The following is a 25,225-nucleotide window of genomic DNA, read 5'->3' as shown; positions in this document are numbered from 1 at the left end:
ATGCCCATCTGTTCTTATCGCCCGACCGCTCAGCTGCGCCAGGCGCTGCTTGACGGCGCGGAGCTGGCGCTGATCGATGTTCGCGAAGAGGCCGACTTTGCCCGCAGCCATCCGCTGTTTGCCGCTAATCTGCCGCTCAGCAAACTGGAGCTGGATGTTTTTCGACGCGTGCCGCGCCTGACGACGCCGATTACCGTCTATGACGGCGGCGAAGGTCTGGCGGAGCGGGCCGTCGAGCGCCTGCAGAGCTGGGGTTATCAGGATGTCGCGCTGCTGGAAGGCGGCCTCTCAGGGTGGCAACGAAGCGGCGGGGAGCTGTTTCAGGACGTGAATTCGCCGAGTAAAGCGTTCGGCGAGCTGGTAGAGAGCGAGCGGCATACCCCCTCGCTGAGCGCCGGGGAAGTGAAGGCGCTGCTCGAGGGTCAACAGGAGGTGGTGGTCGTCGACGCGCGCCGTTTCGATGAGTATCACACCATGAATATTCCCGGCAGCATCAGCGTGCCCGGCGGGGAGCTGGCGCTGCGCATCGAGGGCCTGATTCCGTCACCGCAGGCGACGGTGATCGTCAACTGCGCGGGGCGCACGCGCAGTATTATCGGCACGCAGTCGCTGCGCAACGCCGGTTTGCCCAATCCGGTCTACGCGCTGCGCAACGGCACCATCGGCTGGACCTTAGCCGGGCTTGACCTTGAGCGCGGCCAGCAGCGCCGCTACGATGCCGATTTTCGCGCCTCAGTCGAACGCGCGACGGCGGTGAGACAGCTGGCGGAGCGCGCCGGCGTCGCCTTTATAGACACCGCAACCCTTCAGCGCTGGCTGCGGCAGCCCGCGCGTACGACTTACCTGTTTGACGTTCGCAGCCCGGAGGAGTACGCCGCAGGCCATCTGCCGCTGAGCGTTAGCGCGCCCGGCGGGCAGCTGGTGCAGGAAACCGACCATTTCGCCAGCGTGCGCGGAGCGCGGATTGTGCTGATTGCCGATGACGCGATACGCGCGCCGATAACGGCGTCCTGGCTGGCGCAGATGGGGTGGGAAGTGGCGGTGTTAAATGATGCGCGCCCTGAAGACTTTAGCGAGCGCGGTACCCCCGCGGCCAAAGTACCGCCGGGGCCGCAGGCGGAGGAGATTTCGCCACAGCAGTTAGCGGAACAGCTGCGGGTACCCGGCACCGTGGTGCTGGACTTCACCACCAGCGCCAACTATGTCGCCCGGCATATCCCGGGCGCTTACTGGCTGGTTCGTTCGCAGCTGCGCCAGGCGCTGGAGGTGATACCGCAAGGAGAACGTTACGTTGTCACCTGCGGCAGCAGCCTGCTGGCCCGCTACGCGGTGCCGGAGGTAGCGGCTTTAACCGGTAAACAGGTGCAGCTGCTGAGCGGCGGCACCCTGGCGTGGATTGATGCCGGACTGGCGTTGGAGCATGGCGAGACGCATCTGGCGACGCCGCGCAGCGATCGCTATCAGCGCCCATATGAAGGTACCGATAACTCCCCGGCTGCAATGCAGGCCTACCTCGACTGGGAGTTCGGCCTGGTTGAACAGCTGGCGCGCGATGGTACGCACGGGTTTAAGGTATTGTGATTTCCCCCGCTCGCGCTGCGCTTAGCGGGGCTACGGGCCCCTGTACTCTGCTCCCGGGGGCGGCGCTAAGCGCCTGCCCGGGCTACAGGTTCACCGCCATCTGCCATCCCGTAGCCCGGACAGATGCGCAGCATCGCCTCCGGGAAATTATGCCGCGCTGTACTCTGCTCCCGGGGGCGGCGCTAAGCGCCTGCCCGGGCTACAGGTTTACTGCCATCTGCCAGCCCGTAGCCCGGACAGATGCGCAGCATCGCCTCCGGGAAATTATGCCGCGCTGTACTCTGTTCCCGGGGTATAGCTGCGATCAGATCTCCGGCGTATTTTTAAAGCCCATCAGCATCAGCATCGGCTCCTGCTGCGACCCCGCGGGATCGAAATGATAGCGGTTGCCCTGACGGTCTCCGCCGATATACCACGAGATCTCGGTTTTGCCCTCAGCCAGCGCCTTGCGCACCGCTTTATCAACATCGATCGTCCGGTATTCACGCTTTGAATTAAGATACAAAACCCCATCAGAGCTGTAGTTGCAGGACGGACGATGATTCCAGGTCACGCTGTTTGCGCTCCAGTCGTTACTCGCCGGATAGAGGAAAATCTGATCCGCGCCGTTGGTTTCCACTTTTCCACCGTAGATCCGCAACTGATATTTAAACAGCGAAGCGTCCTGGCCCTGCGGCAGCGGCGGGATCGGGAATTTCACCAGCGTCATGGTTTCCGGGTTATGCGTGCGCCCGCCGTTTTTCCAGTTATCGCTGACCACCAGATTTTCCGGAGCGGCATGGGTCACCGTCGGCTCGGTGCTGTCCACCAGCGCGTTCTCCTCTACCGTGGAGAAGCCATAAGGCACCGCGCTACCGCAGTCGATCCCCTTATTCATGCAGCGCTCGGTCATATAGTGCGCTGCCTCAACCGTCCAGCCGTTCATGAAATCCGCGTGCGCCGTATAGATGCTGCCCCAGCGCTCTTGACGCTTGTCGCCGCCCATGACCGGATCCATCGAAAGCTGAATTTTTGCCGTATCCAGCGTTTTTATCTGCGGCAGAACATATGCCACGTTCATGTTTACGGTCGGAATTTTAACCGGGTAATCGCCTGGACAGGCGCCATTGACGTCGTATGTCGCGTTACTGTGGCCGTGCGTCGGTTTCAGGTTGACGCCATCCCAGCAGTTGGGGAACTGGATACCGATATTAAACTGTACCGCATCCCCCGCTTTGCGCAGCCCGCAAATCTGATCGGCCTTATTGGTATAGCCATTGCCGTTGGCGCAGAGAAAGGTAATGCGCGAACTGGGAGCAGAACCGTGATGATCGCCCGCCAGCAGTTCGAGACCGGCCGGGAACGGATGCAGCGGATGCTGTTCGACTTTGCTGGTCTGGTAGTAGGTTTTTTGATAGGCCGGCGCGACCACCTGACCGTCCGGCAGCTTCAGCGATGGCGCCCAGTAGGCGGAGCTGTCGGCTTTGTTATCGCAGGTGGTTTCCGGCTGGTCGCGCAGCGTCTGATAGGTCGACACTGCGTCAGTATGGGTGTTGCCAAAAAAATCATGCCACATAGCCTGATTCGGTTTGCCGAACATCATAATGGCGTCATCGCCCAACGTATGGTGATAAGCGCAGACCACGTGGGCCTGCGGGCCGGCATGAGCAGAAAACGCGCCGGCGGCCAGCAGCGGCGCAAGAGTTAAAGCGAACGGGTTCAATTTCATTTTGCAATCCTCCTTGTTTGAAGGAGTGCAGAGATAGCAAACGCCCGCCGATGTTACACATCATCAAATATCATTTCGTCTCATCGGCCCGCACTATCAGGTTCGCGCATGATCCATGAGTACTGAAATGACTTCGGCGCCGGGAAATGCGTGCGCCGACGAAACGACCCCAGCAGCTGCGGCGTGCAGTAGGTACAGCTCCCCAGCCACTCCATGTTTTCTTCCGGCACCCCCGCGCTGCGCAGCAGGAGATGGGCAAAGGCCCGCAGATCGAACCAGACATTGTCGTCAGCGGTCGCTTGCGCCTGCTCCCCCACTGACGCCGCCTGATGGGGCAGGAAGAGCTGCTCCCGATGGCGCTTTGCCAGCTCGCCTGCGGGCATTGCCAGCAGAGCCTGATAGAAGTCGGCGGTGACTTCGTAGCAGCAGGCGTGAATATGCGGCCCGCTCACCACCACCAGATCTTGCGGGGCGACGTGATAACGCTGAAACAACGCCAGGCTATTTTCAATAATTCCGCTGGCAGCGCCGCGCCAGCCTGCGTGGACGCTACAAATATAGCGCCCATCGCGCGACGCCATCAGCAGCGGCAGACAGTCGGCGGTCACTACCCCTATCTTTTGTCCGCTGACGGCGGTAAACATCGCATCGGCATGGGGTCGCTCCGCCTGCGGCGCCAGATACTCATGCACGATGTTGCTGTGAACCAGTTTAACCGGCGCCATTTCGCTATAGGGAAAGGCGGCGGTTTCATGGACGTCGAGAAAGGCATACCGGATGCCGGGGATAGTGCTCAGTAAGCGGGAGGTAAAAGACATGATGCCCGGAAGAATCAATGGATGATGATTTAACCTATGCCAAAGTAGAGAGATGCGCAAGGCGAAGGACAGCGCCCCGGTTCGCGCTGCGCTTAGCCGGGCTACAAGCAACAAACTGCTGCGGGCCGGTAGCCCGGGCAAGGCGCGGGTTTACCGCGCCGTCCCCGGGAATAAACGAAAATGCTCAGGCCAGCGCGGCGCGCTTTTGTCGGCTCATCAGCCAGAACACCGCCACGCCCGCCAGCAGAATGCCGGGGGCGGACGCCGCCATCACCCCGACGGTGCCGGTGCCCAGCGCCAGCATTTTGCCAGCCAGCAGCGGACCGCTCATCGCGCCGAGACGGCCAATCGCCACCGCCGTTCCCACGCCCGTGGCGCGGATTTCGGTGCGATAGAACAGCGGAGCCAGCGCATACAGCACGCTCTGGCCGCCGGTGGCAAACAGGCCGGCGACAAAGCCGGAGAAGAGCATTGCGGTCAGCGAGGACGCGGTTCCCAGGGCCAGCAGCGACGCCAGCATACCGATATAAATCAGCAGCGACATCCATAGCGGACTGAGCTTATCCATCAGCGCCCCCAGCAGCAACGTCCCGCAGGCGGCGCCGAACTGCAGGACAAACATCACCCCCGCCGCCTCGCTGGGGCTGAATCCCTGGCCTACTAACAGCATCGGCAGCCAGTTGATCAACATATAGACCACCAGCAGCGTAAAGAAATAGCACAACCACAGGAGCAGAGTAGCGGCGGCGTTGCCCGGCGCAAGGAGCGTGCGTAGCGGCACGCCCTGTGCGCTGCGCCGAAACGCCTGCGATTCCGGCAGCCAGCGCATCAATAATGGCACCAGCAGCAGCGGAACGATACCGCCGACCCAGAACACCGTTTGCCAGGCCGCGGCAAGGCCGAAAAAGCCCAGCGCCGCCGCCAGCGCCGCGCCGATGGGCACGCCGCAGTACATCAGGCTGACCGCCCTGCCGCGAAAACGAGGACCCGCAGCCTCGGAGGTTAAAGCAATCAGATTCGGCAGCGCCGCGCCAAGCCCGACGCCGGTTAACAGGCGCGCCAGCAGCAGCGTCGGATAATTCCATGCCAGCGCGGTGGCGATTGAGAACAGGCCGAAGAGCAGCACCGAGCCGAGCAGAATTCGCTTGCGGCCGTAGCGATCCGCCAGCATGCCGCCCACCAGCGCGCCGGGCAGCAGGCCGAGGATCCCGGCGCTGAAAATCCAGCCCATCTGCATTTTATCCAGCGCGAACGCCTGCGCCATGCCGACGGCGGCGATGCCCGCCGCCTGGAGATCCAGCCCTTCCATCAGGGCCACCATAAAACAGAGCCCGACGGTTAACATCAGGCGCGAATTGCTTGCAGTCGTTGTTTGGGTCATAGGGTACCTTTGCGATATCCGGACAAGCGGAGCAGGTAAATGGCGGCTGATACGTTGCCAGCCGCGCGTTGCTTTTATTGATGACGATTGAGCAGGTCCAGCGCGACGTCGACGATCATATCCTCCTGACCGCCCACCATCCGCCGTTTGCCCAGTTCGACGAGGATATCCACCGCGCTCAGGCCGTAGCGCTCGGCGGCCACTTCGCTGTGGCGTAGAAAGCTGGAGTAAACCCCGGCATAGCCCAGCGCCAGCGTTTCGCGGTCAACCCGCACAGGGCGATCCTGCAGCGGGCGCACCAGCTCATCGGCGGCGTTCATCAGGGCATACAGATCGGTGCCATGATTCCAGCTGAGCTTATCGGCGGCGGCGATAAACACCTCCAGCGGCGCGTTGCCCGCACCGGCGCCCATCCCCGCCAGGCTGGCGTCGATGCGGTCGCAGCCCTCTTCCACCGCGGCGATGGAGTTGGCGACGCCGAGGCTCAGGTTATGGTGTGCGTGCATCCCGGTGGCGGTTTCCGGCTTCAGCACCGATTTGAGGGCGCGGAAACGATCGCGAATATCGCGCATATTCATCGCCCCGCCGGAATCGACAACGTAGATACAGGTCGCGCCGTAGGATTCCATTTTCAGCGCCTGCTGCGCCAGCTGCTCCGGAGTGGTCATATGGCTCATCATCAGGAAGCCGACGGTGTCCATGCCCAGCTCGCGGGCGAAGGCGATATGCTGCGCGGAAACATCCGCCTCGGTGCAGTGGGTGGCCACGCGCACAACCCGCGCGCCTGCCTGATACGCATTTTTCAGGTCATGCAGGGTACCGATGCCGGGAAGCAGTAAAGTCGCGATCTTCGCCTGGCTGACCGACTCCGCCGCCGCTTCAATCCACTGCAGGTCGCTGTGCGCGCCGAAGCCGTAGTTAAAGCTGGAACCCTGCAGGCCGTCGCCGTGGGCGACTTCGATTGAATCCACTCCCGCGCTATCCAGCGCCCGGGCAATCTGGCGTACATTGTCGAGTGAGTATTGATGGCGAATCGCGTGCATCCCGTCGCGCAGAGTCACGTCGGAGATATAGAGTTTTTTGCCGTTCATGCTGCCTCTCCCGCTGCGTCATTCAGCGCCTGGGCCATTTTTTCCGCCGTCGCCAGCGCCGCCGACGTCATAATATCGAGGTTACCCGCGTAAGCGGGCAGATAGTGCGCCGCCCCTTCGACCTCGAGGTAAACCGCCGTTTTCAGGCCGGAGAAGCGGCCGACGCCCGGCAGATTCACCGGTTTATCTTCCGGGATGACCTCAAACTGCACCTGCTGCTTCAGGCGATATCCCGGCACATAGGCCTGCACCGCCGCCGCCATCTCGGCGATCGACGCGGCAACCGCCTGCTGCGATGCCGCTTCGCTCAGGACATAAACGGTATCGCGCATCATCAGCGGCGGCTCCGCCGGATTCAGCACGATAATCGCTTTGCCTTTCGCCGCGCCGCCCACTTTCTCAATGGCCTGCGAGGTGGTTTCGGTAAATTCATCAATGTTAGCGCGCGTCCCCGGTCCGGCAGATTTGCTGGCGATCGAGGCGATGATCTCCGCATAGTGCACTTTTGCCACTCTGGATACCGCCGCCACCATCGGGATAGTGGCCTGGCCGCCGCAGGTCACCATATTGACGTTACCCTCGGCAAGATTGGCCTCGAGATTGACCACCGGCACGCAGTACGGGCCGATGGCCGCTGGGGTCAGGTCGATCACGCGGATCCCCGGTTTGGCTTCCCGCAACGCGGCGTCGTTTTTCACGTGCGCCCCGGCGCTGGTGGCGTCAAAAACCACATCGATATCGGCGAATTCCGCCATCTGCATCAGCCCGCCAACGCCCTCGTGGGTGGTGGCGATGCCCATACGCCGGGCGCGGGCCAGACCGTCGGACTCAGGGTCGATGCCGACCATCACCGCCATCTCCAGGTGCTGCCCGTGGCGCAGAATTTTGATCATTAAATCGGTGCCGATATTGCCGGAGCCGATAATGGCGACTTTACGTTTACTCATTACGCTGTTCCTCTTCGGCGACAAAGGTCGCCGCCACTGAACCTAAACCGTCGATATGGGCGATAAAACGATCGCCGGCGGTAATCGCCACCATCGGGCCTAACGCTCCGGTGAGCACGATATCGCCCGCCCGCAGCGGCTCGCCGAGGCTGGCCATTTTGCGCGCCAGCCACACCGCCGCGTTCAGCGGATGGCCAAGGCATTCGCTGCCGCGCCCGCTGGAGACCTCTTCCTCGTTACGGGTCATGCGCATCACGCAATGTTTCAGATCCAGCCCATCCGGACGCCGCGCCGGACTGCCCAAAACGTAAACGCCGCAGGAGGCGTTATCGGCGACCGTATCGACAAAGCCAATCGACCAGTCGCGGATACGGCTGCCGACCACTTCCAGCGCCGGCAGCACCCAGTCGATGGCGGCGTACAGTTCATCAAAAGTGGTATCGGCATGCGGCAGATCCTGTTTCAGCACCAGGGCGATTTCGGCTTCCACCTTCGGCTGCAGCACCCGGGAGAACGGCACATTGGCGTTATCGCCGTAGCACATGTCGGCAAACAGGGTGCCGAAGTCCGGCTGGTCAACGCCCAGCTGCTGCTGCACTTTAGGATGGGTCAATCCCACCTTGCGTCCCACCACCCGGCGGCCGTTCGCCACGTGGTGCTGTACGTTCATCCGCTGGATAGCATAGGCCGCTTCGGCATTGTCGACGCCGAGGAGAGCTCGCAGCGGTTCAATCGCCCGGCCGCGACTTTCCGCCTCACGCAACCGTTGCGCCAGGTGTTCAAGAGATAAAGTTGTCATTCTGCTTCCTCAGGCACGTGCCAGAAAATCGAGCACCAGCTGGTTAAAACTCTCCGCGTGCTCCCACTGCGCCCAGTGGCCGCAGTCGCGATAGATATGCAGTTCGGAACCGTTAATGCCCGCCAGCAGGCGCAGCCCGGCGTCCATCGGCACGAAGCGATCGTTACGCCCCCAGACGATCAGGGTCTGCGCGCGGATTTCGCCGAGACGCGGGCTAAAGTCCGGGAACTGCTTCGGGTTGGCTTCGAGACTTTTGACGAAATTATCCAGATGCTCCCGGCGCGATAGCATATTGTTGAGACGCGCGTCGAACAGGGCGTCAGTCAGATCGCGGGTATCGAAAACAAAGATGTTCATCATCTTTTTCAGGTTTTCGATGGTCGGTTCGCGATACAGGCCGTTCAGCAGCTTGATGCCTTCCGTCGGCATCGGCGTAAACAGGCTCATGCCGCCGGTTCCGCCGCCCATCAGCACCAGTTTGCCGACGCGCTCCGGCCAGCTGAGGGTAAAGGCCACCGCGCTGTGTCCGCCCATCGAGTTGCCCAGCAAATGCACGTTGCTGATATCCAGCTGATCAATGACGCTTTTCAGCACCCGGGCGTTCAGGTCGGAGCGGGAGCCGCGATTGACGATAGCATCGCTTTTCCCCCAGCCGGGGCAGTCCAGCAGAATGACCCGATAGCCCGCCTCCACCAGCGGGTCGATATTGCGGCTAAAGTTGGCCCAGCCGGTAGCTCCGGGGCCGGAGCCGTGCAGCATCACCACGGTTTCGTCACCCTGGCCGCAGTCATTAAAATGGATGCGTAATGTTTCTCCGCCCTCTTCCACGTTGAGAAAGCGGCTGGTGGCGGCTTCGGTTTGCGGTTGGTAGCTCATCATATTCTCCCGTTAATTCAGTTCTGCGCTGTGGCGCTCAGCGAGCCAAACCCGGCAATCCACTCGGGGATTGGTCGGTAATAGCGACCTTCGCAGCGCCAGCGGCCAAATGCGGATAGCGCGGCAAAGGCGGCCACCCAGGTTTTAATTTCGTGCGTTGATTTCCCGGCCATTGCCGACAGCTCTTCGTTACTGACGGCGTCCAGCTCCGCCAGCCGCCCCTGCTCCAGCAGGCTCATGAAGCGGGTATCCCAGACCGGATTGAGCGGATAGAGCGAGTGCTGATCCTCGATAAACTGCTTCGCCGCGCTAATCACGCGCTGCTGGCGCAGTTCCCGTTCGTCCGGCGGCAGCTGCCTGCCGCTGCCCAGCAGCCGGTCGCGCATATGGGCATCGGCCTTCGCCAGCTCCGGTACCGGCGGCTGATGCGACAGGCCGCCGGAGCCGAGGATTAATACCCGTTTATTGAGGGTGGTCAGAAAGCGGCCGATGGCTTCGCCCAGCATGCGGGTACGCTGAAAGCCCGGCAGCGGCGACGCGACGCCGTTGATAAACACCGGCAGAACCGGCAACGTATCCAGCCCGCCGAGCAGGAACTCCAGCGGTTGCGCGAAGCCGTGATCCACCTGCATGCAGTAGGAGACCGCCAGATCGATGCCCTCCTTCATCACAGCGTGGGCGCAGGCCTCCGCCAGCGCCGTCGGCACCGGCAGAACGCCGCTGGCGCTGCTGAAATCGCCGATAGAAGTTGCGCCGATGCCTAAACAGAACGGCGGCATCACATCGTAGAAAAAGCCGTTGTAGTGATCGGGGGCAAACAGCACCACCAGCTCCGGATCGAAAGCGGCAATACGCGCCCGCGCGTCGGCAATGGTGCCGTTAACTTCGTCCAGCACCGCCTGTTCCGGGTCAACGTAACCCACCAGCGGCGTATGCGAGAGGCAATGAAGATAAGCGTTCATATCAGGCCACCTGTTCAATCACGGTTGGCGCTTGCGCGGAGGCCAGCTGCATCTTGCTCGCCAGCGCGTTGAGCTTTTTGCCGAGGGTTTGCGGGATAGCCACGGTCGCGACGAAGCGATCCGGACGCACCACGGCGATGGCGGTATCGTGCTGCGCGAACCAGTTTTTCAGGCGGTTTTGCGTATCGCCGACGCGGATAACGCCGGGCACGTTGTCCTGATCGCAATGAATCTGTACTTCCGGCACGACCTGGATGAACTGCACCCCGACCGCACGCCAGCGGGCTATTTGCTCATCGTTGAGCCCCCACCGGGGATTGCAGCCCCAGGCGATAATGGCGAACCTGGCGCCAATCACCTCATCGAACAGCGTCACCTGCCCCGTTTCCAGCGTCACCTTCGGCTGGATAAACATTTTGCCAACCGGAGACGTTTTGCCTTCGCCTTCCGCCAGCAGCGCGCCGTCGCGATACTGCGGCATCGGCTTGAAACGCATTTCAAGGAAGTAGCGTTTGACCGGCGGCAGATAATTCAGCAGCCACGAAATTCCGTCGCGCACCGCGCCGTGCCAGCGTTTCGGCGGCGCCAGGACGTTGCCGGCGGTGACCGACAGGTCGATCATCGCTTTGGCGTGATCGCGCCGCTCCTGCTGGTAGCTGTCCAGCAGCGCCTCTCCGGCTTTGCCGTTCACCACCAGCGCCAGTTTCCAGGCCAGGTTAAAAGCATCGCGCATACCGCTGTTGTAACCCTGTCCCTGCCAGACCGGCATGATGTGCGCCGCGTCGCCCGCCAGCAGCACGCGATCGACGCGAAAGCGTTCGGCGATGCGTGCGTTATGGGTATAAACGCGCTGGCGAATCAGTTCGACGTTATCCGGGTCCGGCAGCACTTTGCTCAATAGCTGGCGCATCTTGTGCGGCTCGCTGAGCTGGGCTTCGGTTTCGCCGGGCATGACCATAAATTCGAAACGCCTGACGCCGTGCGGCAGCGCGGCGGAGACGTACGGGCGCACCGGGTCGCAGCACAGATAGACATGCGGCGTCGCCAGCGGATCGTTGGCAATATCGATAACAATCCATTGATTCGGCGCGGTTTTCCCTTCAAAAGGAATGTTCAGCGTGCGGCGGATAAAGCTGGCTCCGCCGTCGCAGGCCACCAGCCAGTCGGCGCGAACGGTTTCCCGCTCGCCGCCGCTGCCTTTAACATTTAACGTGACACCGTCACTATTCTGGCTAAAGGCTTCAACTTCGCGGGAAAACAGGCAGCGCACGTGGGGAAAGCGGCTGAGTCCGTCGTACAGCACGGCATCGACCTGCGGTTGAATAAACGCGTTACGGCGCGACCAGCCAAACTCGTCGGTCATCGGCTGAATATCGGCAAAGCAGCGCCCTTTGGGGGTGAGAAAGCGCATCGCGTGCCACGGCGTGGTATGCGGCAGCACATTATCTACCAGCCCCACGGCCTGCATCGCCCGCAGCGCCTCATCGTCGATACCGATGGCGCGGGGATAATCGATCAGCGACTCGAGCTTCTCGATCAGCACCACGCTGACGCCCATCTGCCCGAGGTAGTTGGCGATCGTCAGGCCAACCGGGCCGGCGCCGGCAATCGCGACCTGCGCGCTGTGCTGTACGGCGGGCTGGATATCAGGATTGGATGTTGTCATTTTCAAAACCTCACGCTTCGGACAAATTGCCGCCACTGCACTAATGTCAGCGAGGCAATTTGTTAACTAAATGTGAATTTATTTTTATTGTGAGGTCAGTATAGGGTTGGCGATTTACGCTACAATCAAAACATCACCTGATGTGCACCTGGTGCACAAGCTTGTTTAAACTGATTTTTATTGAGGATGCATGAACGAGAATTCGTCGGCGGAATACAAAACGGTACGCGGATTGAGCCGCGGATTATTGTTATTAAATTTGTTAAATAAATTCGACGGAGGCGCGACGGTCAGCACCCTGGCCGAGTTTAGCGGTCTGCATCGTACGACCGTCAGGCGGCTGCTGGAAACGCTGCAGGATGAGGGTTACGTGCGCCGCAGCCGCTCCGATGACAGCTTTCGCCTGACGATTAAAGTGCGTCAGTTAAGTGAGGGATTTCGTGACGAACATTGGATTTCTGCCCTCGCCACGCCGCTGCTTGGCGAGCTGCTGCGCGAGGTTTTATGGCCGACCGATATCACCACCCTGGACGTCGATGCGATGGTGGTGCGCGAAACCACCCACCGCTTCAGCCGCCTCTCCTTCCACCGGGCAATGGTCGGCCGCCGCCTGCCGCTGCTGCTGACCGCCTCCGGGTTAACCTGGCTGGCTTTCGCGCCGGAACACGAACGACGCCCGATCATCGATATGCTGGCTGCCCGCCCGGAAGCGGAGTATCAGCTGGCGCGCGAGCCGGAAAAACTGGCCGCCATTCTCGAACGCACCCGGCAAAACGGCTACGGTGAAAACTTTCGCGGCTGGCAGCAGGAGGAGAAAATCGCCTCCATTGCCGTTCCCGTTCGCCGTCGGCAGCGGGTTATCGGCTGCCTGAACCTGGTCTATATGGCCAAAGCTATGACCATCGACCAGGCAGCGCAAAAGCATCTCGCCTCGCTGCAGAAGGTCGCTACCCGCATAGAAGAACGGATGTCCGATGAAGAGGTGTTTTACCAATAACCTTGTCCATAGGGGGTAAATCGCCCGTCAGCCATTGCGCCCGGACTCGTTATATATTTTAATATACAACGATTTTTCCTTTGCCGCTGAGCCCATCATGTCCAGACATCCGCGCGTTTTCTTTGCTATGGCGCTGTTAAGCGCCAGCCTGTTCACCGGTCAGGCCTTTGCCGAGCGCACCCTCACCGACCAGCTGGGCCGTGAAGTCACCCTCCCCGACCGCGTCACCCGCGCCGTGGTGCTCCAGCACCAGACCTTAAACCTGCTGGTGCAACTTAATGCTGCTGACGACGTCGTCGGCGTCTTGAGCAGCTGGAAAAAACAGCTTGGCCCGCAGTTTGCGCGCTTTATGCCGAACATTGAAAAACTGCCGATGCCAGGCGATCTCACCCAGGTCAATATCGAGAGCCTGCTGGCGCTACATCCGCAGGTAGTCTTCGTTGCCAACTATGCGCCGCAGGCGATGATCCAGCAGATCCAGAGCGCCGGGATCCCGGTGGTGGCGATCTCTCTGCGCCAGGATGCCGCAGGGGAGAAAAACAAAATGAACCCGACAATGGCCAATGAAGAGCAGGCCTACAATGAGGGGCTGAAACAGGGGATCCGCCTGATTGGCGAAGTGGTCGGTCGCCAGGATCAGGCCGAACAGCTGATTGATTACACCTTCAGCGCGCGCAGTCTGGCCAATGCGCCGGTTGCCGACATCCCGGAAAATGAGCGGGTGCGGGTGTATATGGCCAATCCGGATCTCAACACCTACGGTTCGGGCAAATATACCGGCCTGATGATGAAGCACGCCGGAGCGCTGAACGTAGCCGCCGCCAGCGTGAAGGGGGCGCGCCAGGTCTCGCTGGAGCAGGTACTACAGTGGGATCCGCAGGTAATTTTCGTTCAGGACCGCTACCCGGAGGTGGTCAAACAGATACAAAACGACCCGCAGTGGCAGAGCATTGACGCGGTCAAAAACCATCGCGTGTGGCTGATGCCGGAGTACGCCAAGGCCTGGGGCTATCCGATGCCGGAGGCGCTGGCGATTGGCGAGCTGTGGATGGCGAAAAAGCTCTATCCATCACGCTATAACACCATTGATGTCGATGCGAAGGCGCAGGAGTACTATCAGCGTTTCTACCGCGTGAAGTGGTCGCCGGATGCTTAGTCATCGTCATCCGGCTCTGCTGCACTGTACCCTCGCGCTGGTAACGCTCATGATTGCACTCGCCTCTATCTGCCTCGGGCAGTATCCGTTAAGCCTGGCGGAGGTTTTTCGCCAGCTGGCGCATCTTTCCCCCCTCGACGGCGTCGCCGGTCAGGTGGTGTGGTCGGTCAGACTGCCGAGGATCGTGATGGCGCTGCTGGCTGGCGGCGCGCTGGGGCTGTGCGGGGCCACCTTACAAGGGGTGTTCCAGAACCCGCTGGTCGACCCGCATATCATCGGCGTCTCCTCCGGCTCCGCTTTCGGCGGGACGCTGGCGATTCTGCTGGGACTTAATGCCGCGCTGATGATGACCTCGACCTTTCTCTTCGGCCTTGCCGCGCTGATGCTGGTCTATCTAATCGCCGCGCTGCAGGGGCGCGAAAGTACCCTGGTACTGATCCTCTCAGGAATTATCCTCAGCGGCTTTTTTGCCGCCCTGGTGAGCCTGATGCAGTATCTGGCCGATACCGAAGAAACGCTGCCGAATATCGTCTTCTGGCTGCTCGGCAGCTTTGCCACCGCCAGCTGGCATAAAGTCCTGCTGATGGCGCTACCGGTAGCCTGCGCCGCGATGGTGCTGTTCAGGCTCCGCTGGCGGATTAACCTGCTGGCGCTGGAGGAAAAAGATGCCCGCGGGCTGGGCGTTTCGGTGACCGCGCTGCGTCGCGGGGTGCTGGTATGCTGCGCGGTGCTGGTCGCCGCTCAGGTGGCGGTCAGCGGCAGCATCGCATGGGTCGGGCTGGTGATCCCGCATCTGGCGCGGCTGCTGACCGGCGCCGATCACCGGCGTCTTCTCCCTATCGCCTTCTGGCTTGGCGGCGGTTTTATGATCGTCGTCGATGACCTTGCCCGCACGCTAACCCAGGCCGAAATTCCCATTGGTATTATCACCGCGCTGCTTGGCGCGCCGCTGTTCACCTGGCTGCTGGTGCAGTCGCGACGCACGGGCGCGCGCTGATGACCCTTTCCCTGAATTTAAGCAACCTGCTCTACGGTTATAGCCGACCGCTATTCGCCCCGCTGAACCTGCAGTGCCGATCCGGTGATATCTGGGCGGTACTTGGCGCCAACGGCCGCGGCAAAAGCTCCCTGCTCGATACCCTGACCGGCGTCCTGGCGCCGCTCGGCGGCCAGTTTACCGGCACCGGCGGTATCGCCATCGTGCCGCAGCATTTTCGTCCAGCCTTTAGCTGGCTGGTACGTGACGTGGTGCTGATGGGGCGGGCGCGCCACGTTAACCTGTTCGCTCAGCCATCGGCGGACGACGAGCGCCAGGTCCAGGAGGCGCTGGCGCAGTTGGGGATCGCGACGCTCGCCGACAAGGTTTTCCGTGCGCTGTCCGGCGGCCAGCAGCAGCTGGTGCTCATCGCCAGGGCGCTGGTGGGAGCCAGCCAGAATATCCTGCTGGATGAACCCTGCTCGGCGCTGGATCTGGCCAATCAGCAGCTGGTGCTGCAGCTGATTAGCGACCTGGCATATCGCCAGAAGCGGACGGTGCTGTTTACCACGCACGATCCCACCCACGCCCTGCAGGTAGCGAACCAGACTTTGCTACTGCTCCCCGACGGTGAATGGCTGGCGGGAGAATCCACCACCGTACTGACGGAAGAGAATCTTCAGCGCGCGTATGGTTTGGCGGTACGCAAAATCTGTCACCCGGGCTCGGCGCTGCCGCTGCTGGCCCCGCAGTTTACGATTCGCCGTTGATGGCTAAAAAGCCGGCGTTTTTCAGAAAACGCTGGCCCTCTCCGCCGAGGATAAAGCGGCACAGACGCTGCGCCCCGGCGCTCTGTTCAATCTGCGTCAGTTGATAATCGCAGCGAACATTCCACGCCGGCGGAATAACCAGCGTGCGCAGATCGCTGCACGCCGCCATCTGCGCGGCGTAATGCGCATAGCCGATGAACAGATCGGTTAAATTTTGCCGAATGAGCCACGCCCCGGCGGTTTCTCCCGCAGGCACCGGCAGCGAGTCTCGGCCGCCTACCAGCGGACGCGCGCGCGCCATGATGGCGGCACCGACGCCGGGACAGCGCTCTTCAATGTGGGAGAAAAGCTGCCAGGTGTAGTCGCCTGAAGGGTCGCAGCCCGGCGTTGAGGTTGCCAGACGCAAGCCCGGGTCGCTGAGCAGCGTCAGCCACTCCCGCGCCTCGGTTTTCGCGTCGCGCCGGACGGTCAGCATCAGCTGATTTCGGGCGAACCAATAGCACTCTCCGGCCAGCCCCGCCTGACGCAGCGCCTGCGGATGATGGCTATTGGCCGAGGCGAACACGGAGCACGGCTCTCCGGCCTCAATGCGCTCGCGCAGCAGACCAGCCGGACCGAAATGGACGTCGACCGGGATGCTGGTCTGTTGCTGAAAGCGCGCCAGCAGCGGAATGAAAGCGCTTTTCAGGCTTCCCGCTGCCAGCAGCTTTAGGGAGGGAGTCATAAGAACCATCGCTATATAGTCATAAATACAGCGCTATAATAACGCAGGTTCAGATCATTTCAGTAGCCAATTTCCGCCAGTTCACGCAGCTGTTCCGGCGTTGCCACCGGCAGGTTAAAGAAGCGCAGATAGGCCGGGATCATTTCAAACAGCATGTCGGTGCCGCGCTGAATGGGACAGCCCGCCGCCCGCGCGGCCTGCAGTAGCGGAGTAAATTCCTGGGCCATAACCACTTCGCCAACAAAAGTGCCCGGCGCCAGGCGCTGCGGGTCCAGCGGCAGCGGATCGCCCTCTTTCATCCCCAGCGGCGTAGCGTTGACCACCAGATCGTGCCCCTGCGGGTCGCGCTGCATCAGAGTGATATCCAGCCGAGGATAGTGCTCGAGCAGACGTCCGGCCAGCGCTTCCGCCGTCTGCGGGCGGACGTCGTACAGCGTCAGGGCGCTGACGCCCGCTGCCACCAACGATGCGGCAATGGCCGAGCCGACGCCGCCGCTGCCCACCACCAGCGCCCGCGCCCCTTGCGTCGCGAACCCTTTGCGCCGGATACCGAGAACAAAGCCTTCTCCGTCAAACATATCACCGCTGAGCGAGCCGTCGGCTTCGGGGCGAATCGCGTTACAGGCGCCCGCAATTGCCGCCGTCGGGCTAAGATGCTGCACCAGCCCGCAGGTGGCGATTTTGTGCGGCATGGTGACCAGCGCGCCAATAATATTGGTCATTTTAAATAGCATCGGGACAAAGGCGGCGTAGTCCTCAGTCTTCACGCCCATCGGCACTACTTTGGCGTCAACCTGTCGATCGGCAAACCACGGGTTATAAATCATCGGCGCTTTAAACTTCGCGGTCGGATAGCCAAGATGCGCTATCAGCCGCGTATTTCCACTAATCACCATTCCCTGCTCCTTTAACAACGACTGCATCACGTTACTGCGAAAGTTCGATACGCTTGACATCGCCCAGGATAAAGACATAAGCCGCCACGCCCAGCAGCGCTGCGCCGCCGATATAAATCAGCGCGTAGAAGAAGTTCCCGGAGGCTGCAACGATAAAACCGATGATCAGCGGCGTCAGGATCCCGGCGAGGTTAGCGCAGAAGTTAAACAGGCCGCCGGTCAGACCGCCAAGGCCTTTCGGCGCGATGTCGGAGATCAACGTCCAGCCCAGCCCGACCATCCCCTGACCAAAAAAGGCGAATGACATCACCAGAATCACCGCCAGATCGCTGGTCAGCCAGTTGGCGGAGATAATCGTGCTCGCCATCAGCAGACCGGCAATGATCGGCAGTTTACGCCCGAGATTCGCCGAACCGGTGGCCTTCAGCAGCTTATCCGAGACCCAGCCGCCGAACATCACGCCGCCCGCCGCCGCCAGGAACGGCATGATGGCAAAGAAGCCGACCTTAATCCACGGCATATGGCGTTCGGTGGCCAGATAAGTTGGAAACCAGGTCAGGAAGAAGACCAGCACCGTATTACCGGCAAACTGCCCGATGCTGGCGCCGAGAATCTGTCTTTTCGCCAGCAGCTGGCGAATCAGCGGCCAGCTAAAGGCGGTATGCTGCTCTGCGCCGGTGGACATTCCGCCGCCGTTGACGATGTGCTCGCGCTCCTGCTGATTGAGGTGTTTATCTTCATGCGGCTCGCGATAGCAGCGCCACCACACCAGCGCGAACATCACGCCGACTGCGCCGACGCTAATAAACAGCGCGCGCCAGCCGAAGCTGCCCATTATCCAGAACAGCAGCGGCGAAAAGCAGGCCAGTCCGAGATATTCGCCGACGGTATAGACCGCCGTCGCCTTCGCCCGCTCCTGCTGCGGGAACCAGGCGCTCACCACCCGACTGTTCACCGGGAAACAGGGCGCTTCGCTGACGCCGAGGCCAAAGCGGCACAACAGCAGACTTTTCAGGCCAACCGCCAGGCCGTGGAACATGGTGAATAGCGACCACAGGGTCAGCGCCAGAAAATAGGTCACTTTGTTGCCGAAGCGGTCAAGGAAGATGCCGCCGGGGATCTGCGCCAGCGCGTAGGTCCAGGCAAAGGCGGAGAACACGATGCCCATCATTGCGGCATCAATACCCAGCTCAGCGGTCAGCTGCGGCGCGGCGATACCCAGCACCGTACGGTCGAGATAGTTGATCATGGTGCCGACGGCCAGCAGCGCAAGAATACCGATACGCCGCCGGGAGGGCCTCACGCCGGACGCGGCCGCCGCCGTCGGGTGATTGTGGCTATAAGAGTTCATAGTCGTTTCCTGTCATAGGGTACAGCCGGATATTGTTATTGTGTTTGCAACGTTGGGTGGTGAACCATCTGCTACATTACTCGGTGTACTGCATTGCTGACAAGCGTACAGCTGCATTTACAGCACCATAAAGTGCGTAACCGTTGCGGCGCTCGGTCAGTTCAAAGAAAAAGCGTCCCACCGCAATCGGTCGGGTGTAGAGGTGAAAGAATTCGCCGCCGCTGCCATCGCGCTCGTAAAGAATTTGATGATTCTTCAACAGGTTAACAGGAATACCTTTCCCATAACGGGCCAGCAAATCTTCATAGTAGTTCGCCGGAATCGGCAGCGCATTGACGGCAACCTCGGGCACGCTTGCAAGCGTGGAAGATAAATCGCGGCAGGCAAAAGCCGCGTGCTGTAAACCAGCTCCCTGATAACAGGCCACTGAACGGGCAATTTGCGTGGCGCGGCTTTGCGAAATATTCAGCGCAAAGCGGATGTCGCCCTGCGGACTGCGTACCGCCAGGCTGCGCACCAGCCCGTACGGATCGGGTAGCGTTTGTTCATGCTCAAGGATAAAGCCAAATACGGTGCGGAAAAAAATGATCCAGTTATCGCGGCTATCCGACTCCATGCCAAGTGCCAGGTGATCGATACCACAATAATCGTCGCGCGGCGTGACGTCCGTGCGCAGATGGAAATCGCGCGTGTAGATGTCGTCGCCCACTTCAATCAGATAAATCAGGCTACCGTCCGGGGCGCAAACCGCCGGGATTGGGCTTTCGTTGGGACCGGCATCGCCCTGCCAGGTGGCATAGCCCAAGGCGCGGGCGCGCTCGACGATTGCCGCACTCTGGCTGACGCGTAGCGCCATAGCGCAGAGAGAGACTCCGTGACGCTGATGAAAATGGTCGGCCCAGCTATGCGGTTGGGCGTTAACCACCACCCGCGCCCCACCGTTGCGCCAGAGGGAGACGCGTTTTGAGCGATGCGTCCCCTCTTCAGCAAAGCCGAGCTGCGCCAGCCTGTCTCCGAGTACTCCCGCCTGCGATGGCGTGGCGGCAAACTCGATAAACTCGAGCCCGGCATAGACCGGTAGTTCAGCCGGTGCAAACAGCGGCGCGCGGCTTTCCGGCAGCCGGTGGCGGACCTGCTCTTCCAGCCACAGCAGCGAGCGATAGCCATCTTTCGCCGTCGCACCGTTGGGAGAAGCCCGGAAGCTGTCGTTAAAAATCTCCAGCGACCAGGGGCCACGATAGCCGCAGCGGATAATCTCGCAGGCAAAATCCACCAGCGGCAGCTGTCCCTGACCGGGGAAGCAGCGGAAGTGGCGGCTCCATTCGAGGATATCCATTTTCATCAGTGGCGCGTCGGCCATCTGTACAAAGGTGATTTTCTCCAGCGGCACGTCCGCCAGCTGCGCCAGCGTGTCACCGCGCGCCAGCACGTGGAAACTGTCGAGCACAATACCCAGCGCCGGGCTATCGACGCGTTTGACCCGCGCCCATGCCTGATGCCAGCGGTTAACGTGGGTGCCCCAGGCCAGCGCCTCGTAGCCGATGGTGATGCCTTCCTGCTCCGCCAGCTCAGCCAGAGCGCGTAAATCGGCCACCTGCAGTTCGACGTCGGCGGAACAGTCCGGCTGAACGTTACTGCACAGCAGCATGGTATCGCAGCCCAGCTCATGCATGAGCGCAAATTTGCGTCTGGCGCGTTCCATATTAGCGGTGAACTGGGCGCGGCTGGCCCCTTCAAAATCACGAAACGGTTGAAAAAGCGTGATTTTTAGCCCTAAATCTGCCGCCAGGTGGCGGATATCGGCCGGCGTACCGGTATAATAGAGCAGATCGTTTTCAAAAATTTCGACGCCCTGATAGCCCGCCGCTGCGATGGCATGGAGCTTTTCGGGTAAGGTACCGGAAATCGAGACGGTGGCAATGGAGCGCAACATAGTGTCCTCGGGTCATGAGCTGACTTAATGACCTGAATATGAATCATTTGGTTCAATTGCGCCATGACTGGTTGCAAAATTGTGATCAATATGTGTATTTTTTGCATCTCAAGAAAAGGAGCCGTTATGTCTGCCGTTGCTCATGATGAAGCACAATCGCTTAAGGAGCGGATCTTCGCCGCCGCTATTACCGTTTTCGCCGAGCACGGTTTGTCGGGCGCGCGAATGGAGCAAATCGCCACCGAAGCGCAGACCACTAAACGCATGGTGGTCTACTACTTCAAGACCAAAGAGCAGCTTTATCAGGCCGTGCTCCAGCACGTCTACGCGAGGATCCGCGAAACCGAGCAGCAGCTTGGGCTGGAAAACGTGCCGCCGGTTGAGGCGCTGGTGCAGCTGGTAAAGTGGAGCGTGCGCTATCACGCCACGCACGCCGACTATATGCGGGTTATCTGTATGGAAAACATGCAGCGCGGCAAGTGGCTGAAAAGCTCCGGACAGCTGAAACCGCTAAACCGTACCGCTCTGTCGATTCTGGAAGATATTCTGCAGCGCGGCCAGCAGCAAGGCGTGTTTCAGGCGGGTCTGGAGGCGCGCGATGTGCATCGATTGATCAGCAGCTTTAGCTTCTATCAGGTGTCGAACTTTTATACCTTTAGCAGCCTCTATCTGGACGACCCGATGCCGGCCATTGATGATGAAGCGATGGTCGCCCACCACTGCGATATTGCCGTCAAAGCGGTGATACGCTTTGTGATTTCATAAAGCTCAGGGAAACGCGCAGGTCCGGCTAGCTGCCGGAAAGCGCATGGACCACCTTCTCCATCGCTTCCTGCGTCAGCGCTGAGCGCTTGACCTTCGGGTTTGCCAGGGCGGTACGCAGCACGCCGGCGATAACGATATGCTTTGGCTCTTGACCCAGGTCGCGCATCTCAAGCACGACTTTACCGACAACGCGGCACATTTCCTGATACAGCGCCTCATCTTTGGCTGTGTTTCCCATGCTATTTGGCTCTCAAATTTTCATTATCAATCAAATCATTATTGATATATTTCCCGCTTAAATCAAACCAGCGTGCCGTTTCCGCGTCAGAGACCGCTTTTCCCGGGCAAACTTGTGAATAAACCCGCGTTTCTACTCTGTTTATCTTGTCAGATGATGAAAAAATGTGTTGCGCATAAGCATAGGATTAGTTTGCATTTTGTTAAGTATATAACTATAGAAATGAAACATGGTTTTCATTTTCTTTTTTGGATTGGGCAACGTATAATGCCCGGCAAATTCTTATTGAATGGTTTCAGCGCATTGGATTGCATGACTAAACGCATAACACGTTGCCTCTTTTCATGGGCTGAACCGCCAGCACACATTCTTCTGCACGCTCTTTTGTTGTCACCTATCCTTAGAGCGTGGCATAGCAACTTTCGTAATACAGGTTTAACTCTGCGGCAGTACGCCCACGGAGTCAGATTCCCCATCCCTATCCTTCACAACTTAAAGATTAAACTGTCATGAAAAAGACCAAAATTGTTTGCACCATCGGTCCGAAAACCGAATCCGAAGAGATGTTGACCAAAATGCTGGACGCCGGTATGAACGTTATGCGTCTGAACTTCTCTCACGGTGACTATGCGGAACACGGCCAGCGCATCCAGAACCTGCGCAATGTGATGAGCAAAACGGGCAAGAAAGCGGCAATCCTTCTGGATACCAAAGGTCCGGAAATCCGTACCATTAAGCTGGAAGGCGGTAACGACGTCTCCCTGAAAGCGGGCCAGACTTTCACCTTCACCACCGACAAATCGGTGGTAGGTAATAACGAAATCGTTGCGGTGACCTATGAAGGCTTCACCAGCGACCTGAGCGTCGGCAACACCGTACTGGTTGACGATGGTCTGATCGGTATGGAAGTCACCGCGATCGAAGGTAACAAAGTTGTTTGTAAAGTGCTGAACAACGGCGACCTCGGCGAGAACAAAGGCGTTAACCTGCCGGGCGTATCTATCGCTCTGCCGGCGCTGGCTGAGAAAGACAAACAAGATCTGATCTTCGGTTGCGAGCAGGGCGTGGACTTTGTTGCGGCCTCCTTTATCCGTAAGCGTTCCGACGTCGTGGAAATCCGCGAGCACCTGAAAGCTCACGGCGGCGAGAAGATCCAGATCATCTCTAAAATTGAAAACCAGGAAGGCCTGAACAACTTCGATGAAATCCTCGAAGCTTCTGACGGCATCATGGTTGCGCGTGGCGACCTGGGCGTTGAAATCCCGGTTGAAGAAGTTATCTTCGCGCAGAAAATGATGATCGAAAAATGTATCCGCGCGCGTAAAGTCGTTATTACCGCGACCCAAATGCTGGATTCCATGATCAAAAACCCGCGTCCGACCCGTGCGGAAGCGGGCGACGTGGCTAACGCCATCCTCGACGGCACCGATGCTGTCATGCTCTCAGGCGAATCCGCAAAAGGTAAATATCCGCTGGAAGCGGTCACCATCATGGCGACCATCTGCGAACGTACCGACCGCGTGATGACCAGCCGTCTTGAGTACAACAACGATAACCGTAAGCTGCGCATCACCGAAGCGGTCTGCCGCGGTGCGGTTGAAACGGCAGAAAAACTGGAAGCGCCGCTGATCGTCGTCGCGACCCAGGGCGGTAAATCCGCGCGCGCCGTACGTAAATACTTCCCGGATGCAACCATCCTGGCGCTGACCACCAACGAAACCACCGCGCGTCAGCTGGTGCTGAGCAAAGGCGTGGTAGCGCAGCTGGTTGAAGAGATCGCCTCTACCGACGCTTTCTATCACCTCGGTAAAGAGCTGGCGCTGCAGAGCGGCCTGGCGCGCAAAGGCGACGTGGTTGTTATGGTTTCCGGCGCATTAGTCCCGAGCGGAACCACCAATACCGCTTCCGTGCACGTGCTGTAATAATTTACAGGTTAATTAGTATTTCCTTTAAAAGCGCCTCATTGAGGCGCTTTTTTTTATTCCAGCACTAGCTGCTATTAATAAAAATGCAAATCGGAATTTACTATTTAACGCGAGATTATCTAAGATGAATCCGATGGAAGCGCGCTGTTTTCTCTCGCCTTTTTAAGGTTAACTGATGATTTCGATGCTTCTTTGAGCGAACGATCAAAAATAAGCGTATTAAAGTAAAAAAATATTCTCATCACAAAAAAGTTTGTGTAATACTTGTAACGCTACATGGAGATTAACTCAATCTAGAGGGTATTAATAATGAATCGTACTAAACTGGTACTGGGCGCGGTAATCCTGGGTTCTACTCTGCTGGCTGGTTGCTCCAGCAATGCTAAAATCGATCAGCTGTCTTCTGACGTTCAGACTCTGAACGCTAAAGTTGACCAGCTGAGCAACGACGTGAACGCAATGCGTTCCGACGTTCAGGCTGCTAAAGATGACGCAGCTCGCGCTAACCAGCGTCTGGACAACGCAGCTACTAAATACCGTAAGTAATAGTATCTGTGTAATAAAAATGGCGCACATTGTGCGCCATTTTTTTTGCCTCTCGTTCCCGCGCCTACTGCACCCTTTTTGCTTCGTCTACCTGCGCACTCTGTACGGACAGGCCCGACGTTGAGCTGCTGCCCGCGGATACCACCACCGGATATCCTGCTCGCCGGGTCAGCGCGCGTTTAAGCATGGCCTCATCCACCGCTTTATCGCCGGAGAATTGATGGAACTCCGCAGGAAGCGTATAGGCCATCGTCTGCGGGTTGCTGGTCTCATCCGGCGTCAACGGTCGATGAACTTCAACATAGCGCTTACCGTCCGGCTCCACGGCGAACTTGACCGGCTGATTGATAATCCGCACCGGCGTCCCGCTTTTCACCTGATTGAATAACGCCTGAATATCCGCCGCATTCATGCGCATACAGCCGGAGCTGACGCGTAGTCCGACGCTATCTGGCGCACTGGTGCCATGAATAAGATATTCCCCGTTGCCGTATGCCAGGCGCAGCGCATAACGCCCCAGCGGGTTATTCGGTCCTGCGGGCACGACCGGCGGCAGCTTAATTCCTTTTTCCAGCGAGCGAGCGCGAATGCCTGCCGTCGGCGTCCAGGTCGGGTTCGGAATTTTCTGCCCTATTCGCGTGGTCATCTCCGGGGTCTCCAGCCCCTGCTGACCAATCCCGAGGGGATAAACCTGCACCTGGTTCATTCCCGGCGGGAAGTAGTACAGGCGCAGCTCGGCCAGGTTGACGACGATCCCTTCCCGCGGCACGTCCGGCAGCAGCATCCGGGAGGGAATCAGCACCTGGGTACCCGGTTTAGGCTGCACCGGGGCAATCGTATCGTTCGCTTCGAGGATCAGCATCGCTGCGGTATCGAAACGACGGGCAATCGCCTGCAGGTTGCGATCATCCTCCTGTACCGTCCAGGACTGGTTCTCACCAATCAAACGACTGTTGGCAGGGGGAAGAGGGTAATCGACGGCCCAGGCTGCATGTGACGCGCTGAGGGCGCTCAGAACGGCTATGGTGATGAGAGAAGCGCGTTTCATACTGAGATTCCTTCTTTCGCTGATAAAACGCCAGGCCTGTTATGCACAACGGGAGGTTCCCCTCCCGTCGC

General features: G+C 59.6%; 23 protein-coding genes. 8 read left to right on the top strand and 15 right to left on the bottom strand.

The window, feature by feature from the left end; all coding sequences use genetic code 11:
• Positions 1-1,581: a rhodanese homology domain-containing protein gene (locus ABLV12_RS02450; RefSeq protein WP_115239470.1), complete on the top strand. Its 1,581-nt coding sequence runs from the start codon at positions 1-3 to the stop codon at positions 1,579-1,581.
• 304 nt (positions 1,582-1,885) lie between these two features.
• On the opposite strand, the gene ABLV12_RS02445 is transcribed toward ABLV12_RS02450, so the two are convergent.
• The 9 genes from ABLV12_RS02445 to ABLV12_RS02405 all read right to left on the bottom strand — a co-directional run bounded on the left by ABLV12_RS02445 (position 1,886) and on the right by ABLV12_RS02405 (position 11,829).
• Positions 1,886-3,289 carry a DUF1996 domain-containing protein gene (locus ABLV12_RS02445; RefSeq protein WP_348866756.1) on the bottom strand — a complete coding sequence of 468 codons (1,404 nt, stop codon included), beginning with the start codon at positions 3,287-3,289 and terminating at the stop codon, positions 1,886-1,888.
• An 80-nt stretch (positions 3,290-3,369) separates the two neighbouring features.
• Complete coding sequence (locus tag ABLV12_RS02440; RefSeq protein ID WP_004102865.1) at positions 3,370-4,107, bottom strand: polyphenol oxidase family protein; 738 nt, start codon at positions 4,105-4,107, stop codon at positions 3,370-3,372.
• A 184-nt stretch (positions 4,108-4,291) separates the two neighbouring features.
• Complete coding sequence (mhpT, locus tag ABLV12_RS02435; RefSeq protein ID WP_023321160.1) at positions 4,292-5,488, bottom strand: 3-(3-hydroxy-phenyl)propionate transporter MhpT; 1,197 nt, start codon at positions 5,486-5,488, stop codon at positions 4,292-4,294.
• A gap of 74 nt (positions 5,489-5,562) precedes the next feature.
• On the bottom strand, positions 5,563-6,579 hold the full coding sequence (gene mhpE, locus ABLV12_RS02430) for a 4-hydroxy-2-oxovalerate aldolase (protein WP_004113563.1): 1,017 nt from the start codon (positions 6,577-6,579) through the stop codon (positions 5,563-5,565).
• Complete coding sequence (gene mhpF, locus ABLV12_RS02425) at positions 6,576-7,526, bottom strand: acetaldehyde dehydrogenase (RefSeq protein WP_348866755.1); 951 nt, start codon at positions 7,524-7,526, stop codon at positions 6,576-6,578. Before mhpF ends, mhpE begins: the two co-directional genes overlap by 4 nt.
• Positions 7,519-8,325, bottom strand: coding sequence for a 2-keto-4-pentenoate hydratase (mhpD, locus tag ABLV12_RS02420; protein WP_004113568.1), 807 nt, complete (start codon positions 8,323-8,325; stop codon positions 7,519-7,521). The genes mhpF and mhpD overlap by 8 nt, the downstream gene beginning before the upstream one ends.
• 9 nt (positions 8,326-8,334) lie before the next feature.
• Complete coding sequence (gene mhpC, locus ABLV12_RS02415; RefSeq protein ID WP_004113570.1) at positions 8,335-9,201, bottom strand: 2-hydroxy-6-oxonona-2,4-dienedioate hydrolase; 867 nt, start codon at positions 9,199-9,201, stop codon at positions 8,335-8,337.
• 17 nt (positions 9,202-9,218) lie between these two features.
• Entirely contained in the window at positions 9,219-10,163 is a 945-nt protein-coding gene (gene mhpB, locus ABLV12_RS02410) for a 2,3-dihydroxyphenylpropionate/2,3-dihydroxicinnamic acid 1,2-dioxygenase (RefSeq protein ID WP_023321164.1), read from the bottom strand.
• Between the two features lies 1 nt (position 10,164).
• Complete coding sequence (locus ABLV12_RS02405; protein WP_348866754.1) at positions 10,165-11,829, bottom strand: bifunctional 3-(3-hydroxy-phenyl)propionate/3-hydroxycinnamic acid hydroxylase; 1,665 nt, start codon at positions 11,827-11,829, stop codon at positions 10,165-10,167.
• A 190-nt stretch (positions 11,830-12,019) separates the two neighbouring features.
• On the opposite strand from ABLV12_RS02405, the gene ABLV12_RS02400 reads away from it, so the two are divergent.
• The 4 genes from ABLV12_RS02400 to ABLV12_RS02385 all read left to right on the top strand — a co-directional run bounded on the left by ABLV12_RS02400 (position 12,020) and on the right by ABLV12_RS02385 (position 15,728).
• Positions 12,020-12,826: a DNA-binding transcriptional regulator gene (locus tag ABLV12_RS02400; protein ID WP_064397632.1), complete on the top strand. Its 807-nt coding sequence runs from the start codon at positions 12,020-12,022 to the stop codon at positions 12,824-12,826.
• Between the two features lie 97 nt (positions 12,827-12,923).
• Positions 12,924-13,982, top strand: a complete 1,059-nt coding sequence (locus ABLV12_RS02395) for an ABC transporter substrate-binding protein (protein ID WP_160886018.1) — start codon at positions 12,924-12,926, stop codon at positions 13,980-13,982.
• Complete coding sequence (locus ABLV12_RS02390; protein WP_064397636.1) at positions 13,975-14,979, top strand: iron ABC transporter permease; 1,005 nt, start codon at positions 13,975-13,977, stop codon at positions 14,977-14,979. Before ABLV12_RS02395 ends, ABLV12_RS02390 begins: the two co-directional genes overlap by 8 nt.
• Positions 14,979-15,728, top strand: a complete 750-nt coding sequence (locus ABLV12_RS02385; protein WP_064397638.1) for an ABC transporter ATP-binding protein — start codon at positions 14,979-14,981, stop codon at positions 15,726-15,728. The genes ABLV12_RS02390 and ABLV12_RS02385 overlap by 1 nt, the downstream gene beginning before the upstream one ends.
• On the opposite strand, the gene ABLV12_RS02380 is transcribed toward ABLV12_RS02385, so the two are convergent.
• The 4 genes from ABLV12_RS02380 to ABLV12_RS02365 all read right to left on the bottom strand — a co-directional run bounded on the left by ABLV12_RS02380 (position 15,712) and on the right by ABLV12_RS02365 (position 20,632).
• Complete coding sequence (locus ABLV12_RS02380; RefSeq protein ID WP_348866753.1) at positions 15,712-16,452, bottom strand: substrate-binding domain-containing protein; 741 nt, start codon at positions 16,450-16,452, stop codon at positions 15,712-15,714. The two genes, ABLV12_RS02385 and ABLV12_RS02380, sit on opposite strands and share 17 nt — an antisense overlap.
• A gap of 59 nt (positions 16,453-16,511) precedes the next feature.
• The gene (locus tag ABLV12_RS02375; RefSeq protein WP_348866752.1) at positions 16,512-17,348 is read right to left on the bottom strand and encodes a shikimate dehydrogenase; all 837 of its coding nucleotides are present in this window, start codon (positions 17,346-17,348) and stop codon (positions 16,512-16,514) included.
• A 31-nt stretch (positions 17,349-17,379) separates the two neighbouring features.
• Positions 17,380-18,699, bottom strand: coding sequence for an MFS transporter (locus tag ABLV12_RS02370; RefSeq protein ID WP_142475159.1), 1,320 nt, complete (start codon positions 18,697-18,699; stop codon positions 17,380-17,382).
• A gap of 76 nt (positions 18,700-18,775) precedes the next feature.
• Positions 18,776-20,632 carry a TIM barrel protein gene (locus ABLV12_RS02365; RefSeq protein WP_335269644.1) on the bottom strand — a complete coding sequence of 619 codons (1,857 nt, stop codon included), beginning with the start codon at positions 20,630-20,632 and terminating at the stop codon, positions 18,776-18,778.
• A gap of 126 nt (positions 20,633-20,758) precedes the next feature.
• Between ABLV12_RS02365 and ABLV12_RS02360 the strand changes: the two genes are divergently transcribed.
• Positions 20,759-21,397, top strand: a complete 639-nt coding sequence (locus ABLV12_RS02360) for a TetR/AcrR family transcriptional regulator (RefSeq protein ID WP_004102904.1) — start codon at positions 20,759-20,761, stop codon at positions 21,395-21,397.
• A 25-nt stretch (positions 21,398-21,422) separates the two neighbouring features.
• Here the strand turns inward: ABLV12_RS02360 and fumD are convergent, their stop codons facing one another.
• Positions 21,423-21,635 (bottom strand): fumarate hydratase FumD, encoded by a 213-nt coding sequence (gene fumD / locus ABLV12_RS02355; protein WP_004102907.1) that lies wholly within the window; start codon positions 21,633-21,635, stop codon positions 21,423-21,425.
• A 509-nt stretch (positions 21,636-22,144) separates the two neighbouring features.
• Here fumD and pykF point away from each other — a divergent pair.
• Both pykF and lpp read left to right on the top strand, forming a co-directional pair.
• On the top strand, positions 22,145-23,557 hold the full coding sequence (gene pykF / locus ABLV12_RS02350; RefSeq protein ID WP_004102909.1) for a pyruvate kinase PykF: 1,413 nt from the start codon (positions 22,145-22,147) through the stop codon (positions 23,555-23,557).
• A gap of 312 nt (positions 23,558-23,869) precedes the next feature.
• Positions 23,870-24,106, top strand: a complete 237-nt coding sequence (lpp, locus tag ABLV12_RS02345; protein ID WP_003029373.1) for a murein lipoprotein Lpp — start codon at positions 23,870-23,872, stop codon at positions 24,104-24,106.
• Positions 24,107-24,170: 64 nt separating this feature from the next.
• On the opposite strand, the gene ABLV12_RS02340 is transcribed toward lpp, so the two are convergent.
• On the bottom strand, positions 24,171-25,154 hold the full coding sequence (locus ABLV12_RS02340) for a L,D-transpeptidase family protein (RefSeq protein WP_348866751.1): 984 nt from the start codon (positions 25,152-25,154) through the stop codon (positions 24,171-24,173).
• Between the last annotated feature and the right edge of the window lie 71 nt (positions 25,155-25,225).

Origin of the sequence: Klebsiella sp. CN_Kp100, assembly GCF_040065315.1 — a bacterium.
GTDB classification, from domain to species: domain Bacteria; phylum Pseudomonadota; class Gammaproteobacteria; order Enterobacterales; family Enterobacteriaceae; genus Klebsiella; species Klebsiella oxytoca.
This window is presented reverse-complemented; position numbering and strand designations above follow the sequence as displayed.